At 62.3% G+C, this 16,496-nt stretch carries 15 protein-coding genes; 8 read left to right on the forward strand and 7 right to left on the reverse strand.

Annotation, left to right across the window (positions count from 1 at the left end; all coding sequences use genetic code 11):
• Positions 1–163 precede the first annotated feature (163 nt).
• Positions 164–2,722 (forward strand): hybrid sensor histidine kinase/response regulator, encoded by a 2,559-nt coding sequence (locus UF78_RS20325; protein WP_045164025.1) that lies wholly within the window; start codon positions 164–166, stop codon positions 2,720–2,722.
• A 96-nt stretch (positions 2,723–2,818) separates the two neighbouring features.
• On the opposite strand, the gene rpoH is transcribed toward UF78_RS20325, so the two are convergent.
• From rpoH to ftsY, 4 genes are all read right to left on the reverse strand, one after another.
• Positions 2,819–3,673, reverse strand: a complete 855-nt coding sequence (gene rpoH / locus UF78_RS20330) for an RNA polymerase sigma factor RpoH (protein WP_045164026.1) — start codon at positions 3,671–3,673, stop codon at positions 2,819–2,821.
• Between the two features lie 111 nt (positions 3,674–3,784).
• Positions 3,785–4,795, reverse strand: a complete 1,011-nt coding sequence (gene ftsX, locus UF78_RS20335; protein ID WP_045164027.1) for a permease-like cell division protein FtsX — start codon at positions 4,793–4,795, stop codon at positions 3,785–3,787.
• Positions 4,792–5,463 carry a cell division ATP-binding protein FtsE gene (ftsE, locus tag UF78_RS20340; RefSeq protein ID WP_045164028.1) on the reverse strand — a complete coding sequence of 224 codons (672 nt, stop codon included), beginning with the start codon at positions 5,461–5,463 and terminating at the stop codon, positions 4,792–4,794. The genes ftsX and ftsE overlap by 4 nt, the downstream gene beginning before the upstream one ends.
• A complete protein-coding gene (gene ftsY / locus UF78_RS20345) occupies positions 5,460–6,785 on the reverse strand; it encodes a signal recognition particle-docking protein FtsY (RefSeq protein ID WP_045164029.1) in 1,326 nt (441 codons plus the stop codon). The genes ftsE and ftsY overlap by 4 nt, the downstream gene beginning before the upstream one ends.
• 235 nt (positions 6,786–7,020) lie before the next feature.
• On the opposite strand from ftsY, the gene UF78_RS20350 reads away from it, so the two are divergent.
• The 4 genes from UF78_RS20350 (at position 7,021) to UF78_RS20365 (ending at position 11,611) form a co-directional block, all read left to right on the forward strand.
• Complete coding sequence (locus UF78_RS20350) at positions 7,021–8,373, forward strand: M16 family metallopeptidase (protein ID WP_045164030.1); 1,353 nt, start codon at positions 7,021–7,023, stop codon at positions 8,371–8,373.
• Positions 8,366–9,907, forward strand: a complete 1,542-nt coding sequence (locus tag UF78_RS20355) for a M16 family metallopeptidase (RefSeq protein ID WP_045164031.1) — start codon at positions 8,366–8,368, stop codon at positions 9,905–9,907. Before UF78_RS20350 ends, UF78_RS20355 begins: the two co-directional genes overlap by 8 nt.
• Positions 9,907–10,506, forward strand: coding sequence for a 16S rRNA (guanine(966)-N(2))-methyltransferase RsmD (gene rsmD / locus UF78_RS20360; RefSeq protein WP_045164032.1), 600 nt, complete (start codon positions 9,907–9,909; stop codon positions 10,504–10,506). Before UF78_RS20355 ends, rsmD begins: the two co-directional genes overlap by 1 nt.
• Positions 10,507–10,597: 91 nt before the next feature.
• Complete coding sequence (locus UF78_RS20365; protein ID WP_045164374.1) at positions 10,598–11,611, forward strand: hydrolase; 1,014 nt, start codon at positions 10,598–10,600, stop codon at positions 11,609–11,611.
• A 31-nt stretch (positions 11,612–11,642) separates the two neighbouring features.
• Here UF78_RS20365 and UF78_RS20370 read toward each other — a convergent pair whose 3' ends face one another.
• Positions 11,643–12,338 (reverse strand): TetR/AcrR family transcriptional regulator, encoded by a 696-nt coding sequence (locus UF78_RS20370; protein WP_045164033.1) that lies wholly within the window; start codon positions 12,336–12,338, stop codon positions 11,643–11,645.
• A gap of 132 nt (positions 12,339–12,470) precedes the next feature.
• Here UF78_RS20370 and UF78_RS20375 point away from each other — a divergent pair, with 132 nt between their 5' ends.
• The 3 genes from UF78_RS20375 (at position 12,471) to UF78_RS20385 (ending at position 14,899) form a co-directional block, all read left to right on the forward strand.
• On the forward strand, positions 12,471–13,901 hold the full coding sequence (locus UF78_RS20375) for a coniferyl aldehyde dehydrogenase (protein WP_045164034.1): 1,431 nt from the start codon (positions 12,471–12,473) through the stop codon (positions 13,899–13,901).
• 125 nt (positions 13,902–14,026) lie between these two features.
• Positions 14,027–14,509: a pantetheine-phosphate adenylyltransferase gene (coaD, locus tag UF78_RS20380; RefSeq protein WP_025243440.1), complete on the forward strand. Its 483-nt coding sequence runs from the start codon at positions 14,027–14,029 to the stop codon at positions 14,507–14,509.
• A 138-nt stretch (positions 14,510–14,647) separates the two neighbouring features.
• Complete coding sequence (locus UF78_RS20385) at positions 14,648–14,899, forward strand: YfhL family 4Fe-4S dicluster ferredoxin (protein WP_025243441.1); 252 nt, start codon at positions 14,648–14,650, stop codon at positions 14,897–14,899.
• Between the two features lie 282 nt (positions 14,900–15,181).
• Here the strand turns inward: UF78_RS20385 and UF78_RS20390 are convergent, their stop codons facing one another.
• Together UF78_RS20390 and mutM are read right to left on the reverse strand one after the other, a co-directional pair.
• Positions 15,182–15,523: a hypothetical protein gene (locus UF78_RS20390; RefSeq protein ID WP_045164035.1), complete on the reverse strand. Its 342-nt coding sequence runs from the start codon at positions 15,521–15,523 to the stop codon at positions 15,182–15,184.
• 115 nt (positions 15,524–15,638) lie between these two features.
• The gene (gene mutM / locus UF78_RS20395) at positions 15,639–16,451 is read right to left on the reverse strand and encodes a bifunctional DNA-formamidopyrimidine glycosylase/DNA-(apurinic or apyrimidinic site) lyase (RefSeq protein ID WP_045164036.1); all 813 of its coding nucleotides are present in this window, start codon (positions 16,449–16,451) and stop codon (positions 15,639–15,641) included.
• Positions 16,452–16,496: the final 45 nt, after the last annotated feature.

Below are 16,496 nucleotides of genomic sequence, written 5' to 3' on the forward strand. Positions count from 1 at the left end.
AGGCGAAGCGGTCTGACGGAGCGTTATGGCAGTGCGCCATCGCAGCGAGTAAGCTGCAACCACCATGTTGCGAGATGCGGGATCACGCCCCGTATGTAGGAGGTCGTCGGCAGACGTGCAGTCGTCTTCTCGCCATTCGCACTGAACGCACGGCAGCGAGAGCATGAGCGTAACCGCAACCAAAGCACCCCCGAACAAGGTGCGACAACTCTTCCACCGACGCAACAGCGTCGCCTGGCTCGTTCTGGCGTTCACCCTGCTGGTCCAGCTGGCCATTCTTCAGCACCTCAAGTTGAAAGAGGGTCGCGCTGCGGCCCAGCAATTCGACTTTCTCGTACGCACTACCACCGAAGCCATTGGCAAACGCATGATTGACCACGAACAGGTCCTGCTCGGCGCCGCCGGGCTGTTCGATGTCAGCGATACGGTCTCGCGAGCGCAGTGGCGCGCCTACAATCAGCGCCTGCACCTGGCCGAGCACTATCCCGGCATCCAGGGTGTGGGGTTTGCCGAGGCGGTACGTCCCGAGGGTCTCGAGGCGCATATCCAGAGCGTTCGCAGCGAAGGCTTCACCGAATACGACGTACATCCACTCGACGAAAACGCCTCGCTGCACACGCCGATCGTCTATCTAGACCCCTTCCGCGATCGCAACCTGGCTGCCTTTGGCTATGACATGTTCACCGAACCGGTGCGTCGACACGCCATGCTCCAGGCGGCTAAATCCGGACAACCCCATATCACCGGAAAGGTCAGGTTACGTCAGGAAACCCACGGCAAGACGCAGGCCGGCATTCTCATGTACGTACCGCTGTACCAGCCTGACGAAACAATTCGCTCGCCCCAGCAGCGGTTGCAGGCACTCAAGGGGTTCGTCTACAGCCCTTACCGAATGGATGACCTGATGCGCGGCATTCTCGGCGCAGCCGATCCGAACCTGAGCCTGCGTATTTATGCCGGGGATGACGAATTGCCCGAGCACCTGATCTTCGCCAGTAGGAATCAGGCCAGAAGCGACTCTGCTCAACACAGCCAAATCGTGCGGCTCGATCTGTATGGGCAGACATGGACCTTGCGCCTGGAGAGCCTACCGGAGTTCGACGCGTTCTTTAAGGTCAGCAACGAGCTGGTGATTGGCCTTGGCGCTGGCCTGAGTATCCTGCTGTTCTTCCTCACCTCCTCGCTAACGCTCAGGCGCAGACGTGCCGAGGCGCTGGCCCAACAAATGACCGAACACATAAGGGAAAACAAACGCGCCCTGCAGCTCAGCGAAGAGCGCCTCAGCCTCGCCCTCAAGGGCAGTAACGACGGCCTCTGGGACATGAACCTGGATGCGGGAACTTTCTACGCGTCACCACGCGCCTGGCACATGCTCGGCTATCGCCCCGGCGAGTTGCATTCGGATCTGAAACTCTGGGAACGGATCATGGCGCCGGAGGACTTACCGCAGGCCAAGAAGCAACTGGCGCAAACCATGCTTTCGGCGGTCGACCACTTCACCACCGAGCTGCGCTTTCAGCACAAGAGCGGCAAGCTGATTCCGGTCCTGATCCGTGGCTACATTCAACGTAATCGGGATGGCCAGCCGCTGCGTATCAGCGGCACCAGCATGGACCTGACCGAGCATAAGCGCATCGAACAAATGAAAGATGAGTTCGTCTCCACCGTTAGCCACGAGCTGCGCACCCCGTTGACCTCCATCAGCGGTGCCCTGGGCCTGGTCACCGGCGGCGCGATGGGCGAGGTTCCGCCAGCGGTGCAGCAGATGCTGGAAATCGCTCATCGCAACAGCCTGCGCCTGGGCTACCTGATCAACGATTTGCTGGATATGGAAAAAATCGCCGCCGGCAAGATGTCCTTCGATATGCGCGAGCACTCGCTCTGCCGATTACTGGAAGAAGCCCTGGCCAGCAACCAGGCCTTCGCCGCGCATTTCGGGGTGAATTGCGTACTGCGCGATCCGGTGCAGGTCAACGTCTGGGTCGATGGCTTGCGCCTGCAGCAGGTGCTGACCAACTTCCTGTCGAACGCCATCAAGTACACACCCGAAGGTGGCGAAGTGGTCCTCGATTGCAGCCTGTCCGATACCGGTCACGTGCGCATCAACGTGACCGACCAAGGCCCGGGCATTCCACCCAGCTTCCAGTCTCGGGTGTTCGAAAAATTCGCGCAGGCGGACGCTTCCGACAGTCGCCAGAAAGGCGGCACCGGACTGGGACTCGCCATTACCAAGGAATTCATCGAGCGCATGGGAGGGCGGGTCGGCTTCGATACGGCGGAGGGTCGCGGCACGACCTTCTGGTGCGAGCTGCCGATAGTCGAATCGACCACGTTGGCAACCGATCAAGGTCAGCCTCGCCTGCTGGTGATCGAGGACGAGCCGGATACCGGCCGACTGCTGCACCTGATGCTACGTGACGCCGGATATGCGGTCGATCGCGTGCAGAGCCTGCATGCGGCACGGATCAAGCTCGCCAGCACCCGTTACGAGGCGATGACACTCGACTTGCATCTGCCCGACGGTAGCGGCCGCGAGATGATCGACGAGGTACGCGCCAACCCCGATACGCAGGATTTGCCGATCATCGTTATTTCAGCGGCCAGCCAGTTCGAGCAGAACGACTACGACACCGGCATCACATGGCTACACAAACCCATCAGTGCGGCGCAATTGTTGATCGCACTCACCGATACCCTGGAAAGCTCCAGGCATCTTCCCTGAGTCGCAACAGGCGAACTGAGCCGCAGTGACCCTCGACTCAAGGGCATAAAAAAGGCGCTGCAGTTGCAGCGCCTCTTGGACAACGATCAGCCCCTATCAGGCCTGAATGGAACCCTTGAGCTTGTTCATCGCGTTTTTCTCAAGTTGTCGGATCCGCTCTGCAGATACACCATACTTGGCTGCAAGATCATGCAGCGTCGCCTTGTTGTCGCTCAACCAGCGCTGTTGGAGGATATCCCGGCTACGCTCGTCCAGGGTTTCCAGCGCCTCGTGCAGGCTGGAATTGGAACTGTCGCTCCAGTCCGCATCCTCGAGTTGCCTGGCCGGATCGTAACGGTGATCTTCCAGGTAATGCGCAGGCGACTGGTAGGCGCTGTCGTCGTCGGCATCAGCGGACGGATCGAAGGCCATGTCGTGCCCGGTCAGCCGGCTCTCCATCTCACGCACTTCACGGGCCTCAACGCCGAGGCTGTCGGCAACCCGCTCGACCTCGTCATTGTTCAGCCAGGCCAGGCGCTTCTTCTGGCTGCGTAGATTGAAGAACAGCTTGCGCTGGGCCTTGGTCGTGGCGACCTTGACGATGCGCCAGTTGCGTAGAATGAATTCGTGAATTTCGGCCTTGATCCAATGCACGGCGAAGGACACCAAGCGCACGCCCATTTCCGGGTTGAAGCGCTTGACCGCCTTCATCAAGCCGACGTTGCCTTCCTGGATCAGATCCGACTGGGCCAGGCCATATCCCGAATAACTGCGGGCGATGTGCACTACGAATCGCAGGTGGGCGAGCACCATCTGACGTGCGGCCTCGAGATCCTGATGGTAGAACAGGCGCTCAGCCAGGTCGCGTTCCTGCTCGACCGTAAGCAGCGGAATGCTGTTGACCGTCTGCACATAGGCCTCGAGATTGCCTCCCGGGACCAGGGCTTGAACAGGTTGCAGATTAGTAGTCATGCAGATCCTCCGATAATGAAGCTGCAGCAGTTTAGCACTGCCGGGTCAGACTGCAAGCCTGTGGAAAAGTTCCCTTACAGCTTCAGTAAAGCTTTATAAATCAACGAGTTACTATCTAGGCGCCAGCTCGCTCAGATGCCGAGCCACGGCCAACCAGGCGCCGATATAGCCCAGCAGCAAGGCACCGAGAACCAGCGACATGCCATCTCCAGCCGGTACCCCGGCCAAACTGAAGTCGCTGCCGTACAAGCCGGCCAGACCGACCACCGCCTCGTTCAGCCAACCCAGTCCGTAAGCCAGCAGCAACCAGGCAATCACCCCCGCGCCCAATCCATACAAGGCGCCCATGTAGAGAAAGGGGCGGCGAACATAACCGTCGGTCCCGCCGACCAGCTTGACCACCTCGATCTCGGTACGGCGGTTTTCGATGTGCAGGCGAATGGTGTTGCCGATCACCAGCAGCAGCGTCGCGATCAGCAACAGACTGAGGCCGAAAACGAAGCGATCACCCAGTTTCAGAATAGCCGTCAAACGTTCGACCCAGAGCAGGTCGAGCTGCGCCTGCTCCACACCGGGCAGCTCCGCCAAGCGCTGGCGCAAGGCTTCGAGGTTGTCCCGATCGACCTCGTTGGGCGTCACCAGTATCACGCCGGGCAAGGGGTTGTCCGGCAATTCGCGTAATGCCTCGCCAAGCCCGGACAGCTGCTGAAATTCCTCAAGCGCCTGCTCGCGGCTGATCCAGCTGGCCTCCGAAACATCCGGCATCGCCAGGATCTGCTCGCGAAGCCGCTGGCCTTGCTGCGCGTCCACGTCGAGCTGCATGAACAGCGAAATCTGCGCCGCACGTTGCCAGGAACCGCCGAGCCGCTCGACGTTGTCCAGTAATAGCGCCAGGCCCATGGGCAGGCTCAACGCCACTGCCATGACCAGGCAGGTGAAGAAGCTGCCGATCGGTTGTTTGATCAGCCGGCCGACGCTGTCGACCACACTGGCTCGGTGACTTTCCAGCCAGGCGTGAAACAAGGTCTTGAAATCCGGCTCGTCGCTTCTGGGCTGCTCGGGCTTGTTCCGCACCCCACCGGCGCGCTCGACCGGATTCGGATTTTGCTCGGGTGCGCTCATCGAGCGGCCTCCCCGTCACCGATCAAGCGGCCACGCTGCAAGGTGAGCATGCGATGGCGCATGCGAGCGATCAGCGCCAGGTCGTGACTGGCAATCAGCACGGTGGTGCCGAGGCGATTGATGTCTTCGAATACACCCATGATTTCTGCTGCCAGACGCGGGTCGAGGTTGCCGGTTGGTTCGTCGGCGAGTAGCAGAGCCGGGCGGTGCACCACGGCGCGCGCGATACCGACGCGTTGCTGCTGCCCGGTCGAGAGATCGGAAGGATATTGCAGCGCTTTGTCCTTGAGGCTGACGCGCTCCAGCGCGGTCATCACCCGCTGTCCGATCTCACGCTTGTTCAATCCCAGTATCTGCAGGGGCAACGCGGCGTTGTCGAACACCGTGCGATCGAACAGCAGTTGGTGATTCTGGAACACCACACCGATCTGACGACGTAGAAATGGAATCTGCGCATTGCTGATGCGTGCCAGATCCTGCCCAGCCAGCAGCAACTTGCCGCTGGTGGGGCGCTCCATCGCCAGCAACAGGCGCAGCAAGGTGCTCTTGCCGGCGCCGGAGTGACCAGTGACGAAGAGGAATTCGCCGCGCTGCACGTGGAATGAAAGCTCGTGCAATCCGGTGTGGCCATTGGGATAGCGCTTGCCGACCTGCTCGAAACGAATCATGACGAGGCGCTACCTCCGCTCGTACCCTTCTCGGCGAACAACGCGTTGACGAAGGCGTCCGCCTCGAAGGTGCGCAGGTCGTCGATGCCCTCACCGACACCGATGTAGCGGATCGGTGTGCCGAATTGCTTGGCCAGTGCGAAGATCACTCCGCCCTTGGCGGTGCCGTCGAGTTTGGTGAGCGCCAGACCGGTCAACTCCACCGACTGATTGAACTGTTTGGTCTGGTTGATGGCGTTCTGGCCGGTGCCGGCATCGAGCACCAGCAGCACCTCGTGCGGCGCAGTCTCGTCGAGCTTGCCCATCACCCGACGGACCTTCTTCAACTCCTCCATCAGGTTGTCCTTGGTGTGCAGCCGACCGGCCGTATCGGCGATCAGCACATCGATGCCTCGGGCCTTCGCCGCTTGCACCGCGTCGAAGATCACCGAGGCGGAATCGGCACCGGTGTGTTGGGCGATCACGGCGATATTGTTGCGCTCACCCCATATCTGCAGCTGTTCGACCGCCGCCGCGCGGAAGGTATCGCCAGCGGCCAGCATGACCTTCTTGCCTTCGAGCTGCAGCTTCTTGGCCAGTTTGCCGATGGTGGTGGTCTTGCCGACGCCATTGACGCCAACCACCAGAATCACGAACGGCTGCTTGCCGGCATCTATCGTCAGCGGCTGCTCGACCGGTTTGAGCAGGCCGGCCAGTTCTTCCTGCAGCGCCTTGTACAGCGCGCCGCTGTCGGCCAGCTCCTTGCGCGAGACCCGCCGCGCGAGGTTCTGCATGATCGCCGTGGTAGCTTCGACACCCACATCCGCAGTCAGCAAGCGGGTTTCGAGTTCATCCAGCAGCTCGTCGTCGATAGCTTTCTTGCCCAGAAACAGGCTGGCCATGCCTTCGCCGATGCTGGCGCTGGTCTTCGACAGCCCCTGCTTGAGACGGGCAAAGAAGCCCAGCTTGATCTCGGCGGGACGTGCGGCCGGCTCGACGGCGATATCGGCCAGGGTCGGTGCCTCCGGCACTTCCTTGGGCGGCTGGACAAGCTCCACCGCAGGCTCCGGCTCAGGCTCGGCATGCAGTTCCGGCTTGATCTCCGGCGCGGCAGGCGGCTCCGGCTGGTCGATGTCGGATTCGGCGCGCGGGGGCTCTTCGCTCGATTGCTCTTCGAGCAGAGCGGTATCGGGTTCGTCCGCGAACGGCTGGCTGTCTTCCAGCGGCTCGGCAGGCGGTGGTTCGGCTGCAGGTGTCTGCGGCTTCTTGCGCAACCAGCCGAACAGGCCTTTCTTCTCGCCAGCCGCAGCCGGCGCCTTCTTATCGTCGTTGGAACCAAACATGGAGAAGATTTTCTCAAGAGGGCGAAACGCCGGCGGCCACGCCACCGGCCAGACGGGGGCTATCCTAGCACTGCGCAACCGCCTGCGCTAAGCGCCGCCGCCCAGCCGTCCGACGGCATGAGGCTATCCGACGTTCCACCGCTTTGCCCTGACCTCTGCAGCCAGTACCATGCCTTGCGTGTTCTCGCCTGCCGGCATCGTTGCGGCGGGATTCATCCCTGAACGAGCCCTGAATATGCCCCTGATGCTACGCCGCGCCGCCGTCCTGCTACTCGGCGCCCTGTATGTGCCGCTAGCCCTCGCGGCCGACGGCCAGCCCACCCACGAATTCATGCTGAACAACGGTCTCAAGGTGATCGTGCGTGAGGACCATCGAGCCCCGGTCGTGGTTTCCCAGCTCTGGTACAAGGTTGGGTCCAGCTACGAGTCGCCCGGGCAGACCGGCCTTTCCCACGCCCTCGAACACATGATGTTCAAGGGCAGTCGCAAGCTCGACGCCGGAGAAGCCTCACGCATTCTCCGCGAGCTCGGCGCCGAAGAGAACGCCTTCACCAGCGACGATTACACCGCTTATTACCAAGTGTTGGCGCGCGACCGCCTGGCCGTCGCCTTCGAACTGGAGGCCGACCGCCTCGCCAGTCTCAAGCTGCCGGCAGACGAGTTCGCCCGCGAAATCGAGGTGATCAAGGAAGAGCGTCGACTGCGCACCGACGACAAGCCGAGCGCCCTGGCATATGAACGCTTCAAGGCCATGGCCTACCCCGCCAGCGGTTACCACACCCCGACGATCGGCTGGATGGCCGACCTCAATCGCATGACCGTCGAGGAGCTGCGTAACTGGTACCAGTCCTGGTACGCACCCAACAACGCCACTCTCGTTGTGGTGGGTGACGTGACGCGCGACGAGGTACAGGCGCTGGCAGAGCGTTATTTCGGTCCGATAGAGAGTCACCCGATTCCCATCGCCAAGCGCCCACTGGAGCTAGCCGAGCCTGGCGAGCGGCGGCTCACGCTGCATGTGAAGACACAGGTACCCAGCCTGATCATGGCGTTCAACACGCCGAGCTTGGCCACCGAGGAGAACCCTCGACACATTCATGCCCTGCGCCTGATCAGCGCACTGCTGGACGGCGGCTACAGCGCTCGACTGCCACAGCAACTCGAGCGCGGCGAAGAACTGGTGATCAGCGCCTCGGCCTGGTACAACGCCTACGCCCGCGGCGACTCGCTGTTCGTCCTCAGCGCGGCGCCCAATATGCAGAAGGGCCGGAGCCTGGAAGAGGTAGAGGCCGGCCTCTGGCAACAACTCGAACAGCTCAAGCGGAGCGCACCCTCGCCGGAAGAACTGGAGCGAGTGCGCGCCCAGGTCATCGCCGGCCTGGTCTACGAGCGCGACTCCATCACCCAGCAGGCCACCACCATCGGACAGCTGGAAACCGTCGGCCTGTCCTGGCGCCTGATGGATGAAGAGCTCAGCGCGCTCGAGGCGGTAACGCCGGACGACATCCAGCAGGCCGCTCGAACCTTCTTCACCCGCTCACGCCTGAGCGTTGCCCATGTTCTGCCCGAGGAGTCCAGCGATGAGTGATCGCAACCTGTTGCGTCGCGGCCTGTTCGTTCTGGCGCTGGCGTTCGGCCTGGGCCTGACCGGCTGCAATGAGGAAACCGGCGAGGCGGCGGCAAAGATCCCGCTCCCCTCGGCCGGGACCGTGACCACTCCAGCCGAATCCGGCCAGGCGATCGCCCGGGAAGCGGCCGAACGAGGCCAGCGCATCCAGTCATTGGACGAATTGGGCGACCAGCCGCTCGCTCGCCGCACGCTGGATATCCAGAGCTGGCAGACCGAAGGCGGTGCTCGGGTGCTGTTCGTCGAAGCCCATCAACTGCCGATGTTCGACCTGCGCCTGACGTTTGCCGCAGGCAGCAGCCAGGACGGCGATGTACCGGGCGTGGCCATGCTGACCAATGCGATGCTCAACGAAGGTGTCGAGGGCAAGGACGTCACCGCCATTGCCGAAGGCTTCGAGGGCCTCGGCGCGGAATTCGGCAACGGCTCCTACCGGGACATGGCGGTCGCCAGCCTGCGCAGCCTTAGCGCGCAAGACAAGCGCGAACCGGCGTTGCAGCTGTTCAGCCAAGTGGTCGGGCAGCCAACCTTTCCCGAGGACTCGCTGCAGCGGATCAAGAACCAGATACTGGCTGGCTTTGAACTCCAGAAGCAGAACCCGGGCAAGCTGGCCAGCCTCGAGCTGTTCGAGCAGCTCTACGGTAGCCACCCTTACGCGCACCCCAGCGAGGGTACACCGGACACCATTCCCGGCATCGACACCGATCAGCTGCGCGCCTTTCATGCCAAAGCCTATGCGGCCGGCAACGCGGTAATCGCGCTGGTTGGCGATCTCGACCGTGAACACGCCGAAGCGATTGCCGAGCAAATCTCCAGCGCCTTGCCGCAAGGAAACGCATTGCCTGCACCACCTGTTCCGAGCGCGCCCTCGGCAGGCCTGACGCACATCGATTTTCCTTCCAACCAGACCCATCTGATGCTGGCGCAGCTCGGCATCCCACGCGGTGATCCAGATTACGCCGCGCTCTATCTGGGCAATCAGATCCTTGGCGGCGGAGGCTTCGGTACCCGTCTGATGGAGGAGGTACGGGAGAAGCGCGGGCTGACCTACGGGATCTATTCCGGCTTCAGCCCCATGCAGACCAACGGACCATTCATGATCAATCTGCAGACCCGGGCCGAGCTCTCCGAGGCGACCCTGGAGCTGGTGCAACGCCTGGTTGCCGAGTTCCTCGAGAAGGGCCCGACCCGGGCCGAGTTGGAACGTAGCAAGCGCGAGATTGCCGGCAGCTTTCCGTTATCCACCGCCAGCAACGCCGACATCGTCGGCCAGCTGGGCAGCATCGGATTCTATAACCTGCCGCTGACCTACCTCGAAGACTTCATGCAACAGGTCCAAGCGCTGTCGGTCGAACAAGTCAAGGCGGCGATGAACAAGCATCTCAGCCCAGACGGCTTCGTGATCGTCACGGCCGGCCCGCAGGTCGAGCAGAAGCCGCTGCCGGCACCGAGCGAGAAGCCCCTCGAACAACCCAGTAGCGTTCCGGAGCATTGATGGCCAACCCACCCATCCGTCCAACCGCCCACGGGGGCCAAGGGCAGCTGCGCATCATCGGGGGAGAATGGCGCAGCCGGCGCTTCGGCTTTCCCGATGCCGAAGGTCTGCGGCCAACGCCTGATCGGGTCCGGGAAACCTTGTTCAACTGGCTCGCGCCCTACATGTCCGGCGCTCGTGTACTCGACCCCTTTACCGGCAGCGGTGCACTCTATCTCGAGGCGCTCTCCCGTGGCGCCAGTATGGCACTGGCGCTGGACCTGAATGCCAACGCCATCGCCAGCCTGCGCAAGCATCTGGATACGCTGAACTGCGGTCAGGGCCAGTTACTGCAGAGCGATGCGCTGCGATATCTGGACACCCAGACACCAACGCCATTCGATCTGGTGTTCCTCGATCCGCCATTCAACAAAAACTTGCTGCAACCGGCCTGCGAATTGCTGGAGCACAAGGGCTGGCTGGCCAAGCATGCCTGGATCTATACCGAGAGCGAAGCCATGCCGTCGAGCCTCGGGCTGCCCGGCAACTGGCGGCTGCATCGCGAGAAGAAGGCCGGCAGCGTCCACTACGCACTGTGGGAGCGCAGTGGCGAGGCCTGAGCAACAGGGTAGAAGCCCGCCGTGACGGCGCTCCGCCAAAACGCGGAAGCGCGGGATGTACCGCAACCAGCATCGAGGTCGTTCAGTGTCCATGACCTTTCCGGAAACCGTGGTTACACCCGAGCCAGTCGCGACCTTCTCTCCCGCCTGGTGGTTGCGCGGTGGGCACCTGCAGACGCTCTGGAATCCCTTCTGCCGGCGCTCGCTGCCCCTGCAGCGCCGCCGCGAGCGGCTGTGGCTCGCCGACGGCGACTTCATTGACGTCGACTGGCACGGCCCACATGACCCGGCGGCGCCGTTGGTGTTGGTACTGCACGGATTGACCGGTTCGTCCAACTCTCACTATGTGCTCGGCCTGCAGCGGCAACTGGCCAAATGCAGCTGGGCCAGCGTCGCGATCAACTGGCGCGGTTGCTCCGGTGAGCCCAATCTGTTGCCACGCGCCTACCACTCCGGCGCCAGCGACGATCTGGCCGAAATCATCGCCCATCTGCAGGCGGCTCGTCCGCTGGCCCCGCTCTATGCGGTGGGCTATTCGCTGGGTGGCAACGTGTTGCTCAAATACCTCGGCGAAACGGGCGCGGCTGCGCCGCTGCAAAAGGCCGTGGCGGTCTCGGTACCCTATCGTCTCGACCAGTGTGCCGACCGCATCGGCCTCGGGTTTTCGCGGGTCTATCAGGCGCATTTCATGCGTGAGATAGTGGCCTATGTGAAGGACAAGCAGCGCCTGTTCGCCAATCAGGGCAACACCGAGCATCTGTCAGCGCTGCAGCGCCTCGGCTCTGTGCATGGCCTGCGCACCTTCTGGGACTTCGATGGCCGCTTCACTGCACCGCTGCACGGCTACATCGATGCCAGCGACTACTATCGCCGCGCCTCGAGCCGCTATTTCCTTCCCGACATCCGAATTCCGACCCTGCTGATCCAGGCCGAAGACGATCCTTTCGTATTCCGCCACAGCGTGCCCGAACCCGCTGAGCTGTCAGCATCCACTACGCTGGAACTGCACGCCCGCGGCGGTCATGTCGGCTTCGTCGAGGGCTCGCCGCTCAAGCCGCGCTATTACCTGGAGCGGCGGATACCGGCGTGGCTGGCCAGCCGCTAACTGCCAGCCATCAAGCGAGCGGTTCTGACGATCACGTCGGCTCTTGCCCTTTGGCTGTCTTGACGGACGGTTCCATCGCGAATGGAGCATGAAGCTGTGAAAGCAGCGCGGACACCGCCGGACGCGCGCGGTCCGTCAGAAACCCTTCCTCGAGCATCAGCAGCTGGAAAATGCCCCGGCGCAGCTTGTTCTTGTCCAGCACCTCATCAGGCGAGCTTTGCATGCTGCAGAGAAATCGCACCCAGGACGTCACGATGATCCAAGCGTTGATTGCCAGCGCCTCCACTTGCGATGGCGTCATGTCGAGAATGCCGGCATCGACGAAGCCCTGATAGATACGCTGCGCGCTCAGCAAATGGCGCTTGGCGAACAGGCGATAACGTGCGGCGAGCCGATCATCGCTGTCCAACAGATGCTCCAGGTCCCGGTACAGGAAGCGGTAGTCCCACATCGCCGCGAGCAGTGACTCGAGGTACCGTGTCTTGTCTTCGAGGGTCAACGCGCGTCCCTCGGGTAACCGCAGGAACCCTTCGAAATCCGCCTCGTAACGACCGAACAGCTCGGCGATGATCATCTGCTTATTGCGAAAATGGTAATAGAGATTGCCCGGCGAGATTTCCAGATGTGTCGCTATGTGATTGGTGGTCACGCTGCGCTCGCCCTGGGCATTGAACAGTTCCAGGCTGGCCTGAAGAATGCGATGGCGGGTATTCGGCTTGGGGGACATTAAGGGAGATTCATCCATCGCACTAAACCTGGCGGGCAAAGATAACCCGCCGATCTCGGCCGCGCACTCAATTGACAGGCTAGAGTATTTGCTCTAATACCGACAACTGCCTTCCGCTCCGGAGCATTACCCGTGCTTGCCGACGTCGCTTATCTGAATCAGTTCGGCCTCGAGATCGACCGCCTGCAATCACTGTTCGAGCGCCAGCGCAGCGCCTTTCATGCCGATCCCAGCCCGACCGGGGAGAACCGCCTGCAAGCGCTGGAGGCGCTGCACGACCTGCTTGCCAATCATCAGCAGCAGATCATCGAGGCCATAAGCGAGGACTTCGGCAACCGCTCGGCGGACGAAACACGGCTGGCCGAGATCATGCCTAGCCTGCACGGCATCCGGCATGCCAAGCGCCACCTGCGCCAATGGATGACGCCATCGCGGCGCAGCGTCGGGATGGCTTTTCAGCCGGCCAGCGCGAAAGTGGTCTATCAGCCACTCGGGGTGGTCGGCATCATCGTGCCCTGGAACTATCCGCTGTATCTGGCCATCGGCCCGTTAATCGGCGCGCTGGCAGCCGGTAATCGAGTGATGTTGAAAATGAGCGAGTCCACCCCCGCCACGGCCCGATTGCTGAAAGACCTACTGGCGCAGATCTTTCCGGAGAATCAAGTGGCGGCAGTGCTGGGCGAGGCCGATGTGGGCATCGCCTTCTCGCAGCTGCCCTTCGATCACCTGTTGTTCACAGGCAGCACCAGCGTCGGTCGTCAGGTCATGCGCGCGGCGGCGGAGAATCTGACACCAGTCACCCTCGAGTTGGGCGGCAAGTCGCCCGCCATCGTCTCGACCGGCGTGCCGCTCGCCGATGCCGCCGAACGCATCGCCTTCGGCAAGACGTTCAACGCGGGCCAGACCTGCGTCGCCCCGGATTACGTGCTGGTGCCGCGGACACGCATCGACGGCTTCGTCGACGCCTATCGGCAGGCAGTGCGACGCTTCTATCCGCAGCTGGCCGACAACCCCGACTACACCTCGATCATCAATCCGCGGCAGCACGCCCGCTTGCAAGGCTACCTGGACGATGCTCAGGCCAAGGGCGCGCACGTACTACCGCTGTTCGAGCAGGTTCAGGACCGACGTATGCCGCATTGCCTGCTGCTCGACGTGAACGACGAAATGCAGGTCATGCAGGACGAAATTTTCGGCCCACTGCTGCCCATCGTGGCCTACGACAACCTCGAGCAGGCGCTCACCTACATCAACGCTCGCCCGCGCCCGCTGGCGCTCTATTACTTCGGCTATGACCGGGCCGAGCAGCGCCATGTACTGCGTCATACGCACTCCGGCGGCGTCTGCCTCAATGACACCCTGTTGCATGTCGCTCAGGCCGATCTGCCGTTCGGCGGCATCGGCCCCTCTGGCATGGGCCATTACCACGGGCATGAGGGATTTCTCACGTTCAGCAAGGCCAAGGGAGTATTCGTCAAGCAACGCTTCAACGCCGCCCGACTGATCTACCCGCCTTACGGCAAGGCGCTGCAGAAATTGATCTACAAGCTCTTCGTACGCTGAGGCTGCGTCCGATATCCGCCTTCCCTGCCCCGCTGCTGCTCGAGGCGGGCCTCCTCTTTGAGGCTTTACGCTGCCGCAACCGAGCCGCTACCATCCAACCCCCACGCATGCGTCAGGACGCCGCAATGAATCGAGTGCTGTATCCGGGAACCTTCGATCCGATCACCATGGGCCACGCCGATCTGGTCGAGCGCGCCTCACGTCTGTTCGACGAGGTGATCATTGCGGTCGCTGCCAGCCCTAACAAGAACCCATTGTTTCCGCTCGAGCAGCGCGTGGCGCTGGCCCAGGAAGTGACCGCGCATCTGCCCAATGTCAGGGTGCTGGGCTTCTCCACGCTCCTGGCGCATTTCGTCATCGAGCAGAAGGCCAACGTCCTGCTGCGCGGCCTGCGCGCGGTGTCCGACTTCGAATATGAATTCCAGCTGGCCAATATGAATCGGCAACTGGCACCAGACGTCGAAAGCCTGTTTCTGACGCCATCGGAAAAGTTCTCCTACATTTCCTCGACCCTGGTGCGTGAAATCGCTCGCCTCGGCGGCGATGTCACCAAGTTCGTCCACCCTTCGGTGATGAAAGCGCTGACCGAGCGCTACGCCTCGCGCTAGAGCTTCCAGCAGCGCGCATCAGGCGCGCCTGCCGACAAGCGGAGAAGTACTGCCGCGTGCACCCGGCGAGCGGATGCGGCAAAATTGGCGCGTCGTCTTTACTGTGCTACGGCACTTGCCGTAGCTGGAGCTAGCTGGATGTCCCTGATAATCACCGATGACTGCATCAACTGCGACGTGTGCGAGCCCGAGTGCCCGAACAGCGCGATTTCCCAGGGCGAGGAAATCTACGTCATCGATCCCAATCTCTGCACCGAGTGCGTCGGCCACTACGATGAACCGCAGTGCCAGCAAGTCTGCCCGGTGGACTGCATCCCGCTCGACGAAAGCAATGTCGAGAGCAAAGACGAACTGATGCAAAAGTACCTGATCATCACCGGCAAGGCTTGATAGGCAAACCCTCGTTGCTCCCGGGCAGTGAGGCCGGGCACATCGTCCCGTCAGCCAAGCTGACAACCTCAATCGGCATGTAACCACCCTGCCCCGACAACAGGTTCTACGCTCCGGGTACGCCTGCTCGCCCGCAAATCTCGAGGCCAAATCGCAGCCGCCTGGACTCATCGACGACGAATCAAATGCTCAAAACAACACGGCTTCGCGCGCGATCAAGCGGCGAAGCCGTGGGGGAAGGCAGATCGAGTAAAGGGTTCGACCTGATGCTGCTGGCCTGGGTCAGTCTTGGCGGTTGTAACCGACGCGGGTGCAACCCAGGCAGCGAGCAAAGGCGGCGGCGCCGGGTTCGACCACCAGTGCCTGCCCGGTTTCCTTGATGCCGCCACCCATGGCACTGAACGGCAGGCTGACGACGAACAGGCCGGCACCGACGACCGTGGCGGCGATCAGCAGCGGGCGGGCGATCAGCAGATCCCCGACGATGGAAAAGGCTTTGGGTGCCTCGACGGTGTACATCGGATCGCCGCTGGCGTTCTGCTGCACCGATTGCGCCTGGGCCGGCATCGCCAGCAGGCCAGTGGTAAGGGCCAAGACAACAGCAGTGGAGCGAAACAGTTTCATGGTGTGGTCCTTCAGCTGGGCGAAACGAGGCAGATGATTGTAGTGCCGGTCACTATAGCAGTGGCCGTCAGTTGTTGATCGTGAACACCGTCAATGCCTGCACACTCGGGCGGCATCATCGCTGGCAGCGTCCGCAGTAGACACTGGCGCGCTGGCCCAGACGAATCTCGCGCAACGTCGAGCCGCAGCTCTTGCAGAAATCCCCACCTCGGCCATAGACGAACAGCTCCTGCTGAAAATAGCCGGGCTTGCCGTCGCCGCCGACGAAATCGCGCAACGTCGTCCCGCCGCGCTCGATAGCGTAGGCGAGGATCCGCTTGATCTCGACGGCAAGCTTCAGATAACGCGCCCGCGAAACCGTACCGGCCGGCCGTCGTGGATCAATACCGGCAGCGAACAACGCCTCGCTCGCATAAATGTTGCCGACGCCCACCACCACCGCGTTGTCCATGATGAACGGTTTGATCGCCATGCTGCGTCCACGCGACAGTTGGAACAGCCGGTCGCCGTCGAAGGCTTCGCTGAGCGGCTCCGGCCCGAGATTGGCGAGCAGCACATGGCTCAGTGGCGCATCGCTCCAGAGCAGCGCTCCGAAACGACGCGGATCGGTGTAGCGCAGCGCCATACCGGAGTCGAGCAGGATATCGACGTGCTCGTGCTTGCCCACCGGCAGATCGGCGGGCACCAGCCGCAGACTGCCGGACATGCCCAGGTGGGCGATCAGCGTGCCTGCCTCCGCCTTGATCAGCAGGTACTTGGCGCGCCGCTCGACCGCCTCGATGCGCTGGCCGGACAGACGCACGTCGAGGTCGTCCGGAATCGGCCAGCGCAACCGACGCTCGCGCACGATCACGCGACTGACTCGCTGACCGATCAGGTGCGGCTCGATGCCGCGGCGGGTGGTTTCGACTTCAGGAAGTTCAGGCATACGGGCTATCGAAAATGAACCGGGAGGCGACCTTAGCAGCTATTG

This window comes from Stutzerimonas stutzeri (assembly GCF_000952685.1).
In the GTDB taxonomy this organism is placed as follows: domain Bacteria; phylum Pseudomonadota; class Gammaproteobacteria; order Pseudomonadales; family Pseudomonadaceae; genus Stutzerimonas; species Stutzerimonas stutzeri_E.

What these genes read in the sequence shown, in the direction of transcription:
- rpoH (WP_045164026.1), bottom strand. Translation starts at nt 3,673, where the DNA reads ATGACTACTAATCTGCAACCTGTTCAAGCCCTGGTCCCGGGAGGCAAT.
- UF78_RS20370 (WP_045164033.1), bottom strand. Translation starts at nt 12,338, where the DNA reads ATGTCCCCCAAGCCGAATACCCGCCATCGCATTCTTCAGGCCAGCCTG.
- rsmD (WP_045164032.1), top strand. Translation starts at nt 9,907, where the DNA reads ATGGCCAACCCACCCATCCGTCCAACCGCCCACGGGGGCCAAGGGCAG.
- UF78_RS20365 (WP_045164374.1), top strand. Translation starts at nt 10,598, where the DNA reads ATGACCTTTCCGGAAACCGTGGTTACACCCGAGCCAGTCGCGACCTTC.
- UF78_RS20325 (WP_045164025.1), top strand. Translation starts at nt 164, where the DNA reads ATGAGCGTAACCGCAACCAAAGCACCCCCGAACAAGGTGCGACAACTC.
- mutM (WP_045164036.1), bottom strand. Translation starts at nt 16,451, where the DNA reads ATGCCTGAACTTCCTGAAGTCGAAACCACCCGCCGCGGCATCGAGCCG.
- ftsX (WP_045164027.1), bottom strand. Translation starts at nt 4,795, where the DNA reads ATGAGCGCACCCGAGCAAAATCCGAATCCGGTCGAGCGCGCCGGTGGG.
- UF78_RS20390 (WP_045164035.1), bottom strand. Translation starts at nt 15,523, where the DNA reads ATGAAACTGTTTCGCTCCACTGCTGTTGTCTTGGCCCTTACCACTGGC.
- ftsE (WP_045164028.1), bottom strand. Translation starts at nt 5,463, where the DNA reads ATGATTCGTTTCGAGCAGGTCGGCAAGCGCTATCCCAATGGCCACACC.
- coaD (WP_025243440.1), top strand. Translation starts at nt 14,027, where the DNA reads ATGAATCGAGTGCTGTATCCGGGAACCTTCGATCCGATCACCATGGGC.
- UF78_RS20355 (WP_045164031.1), top strand. Translation starts at nt 8,366, where the DNA reads ATGAGTGATCGCAACCTGTTGCGTCGCGGCCTGTTCGTTCTGGCGCTG.
- ftsY (WP_045164029.1), bottom strand. Translation starts at nt 6,785, where the DNA reads ATGTTTGGTTCCAACGACGATAAGAAGGCGCCGGCTGCGGCTGGCGAG.
- UF78_RS20350 (WP_045164030.1), top strand. Translation starts at nt 7,021, where the DNA reads ATGCCCCTGATGCTACGCCGCGCCGCCGTCCTGCTACTCGGCGCCCTG.
- UF78_RS20385 (WP_025243441.1), top strand. Translation starts at nt 14,648, where the DNA reads ATGTCCCTGATAATCACCGATGACTGCATCAACTGCGACGTGTGCGAG.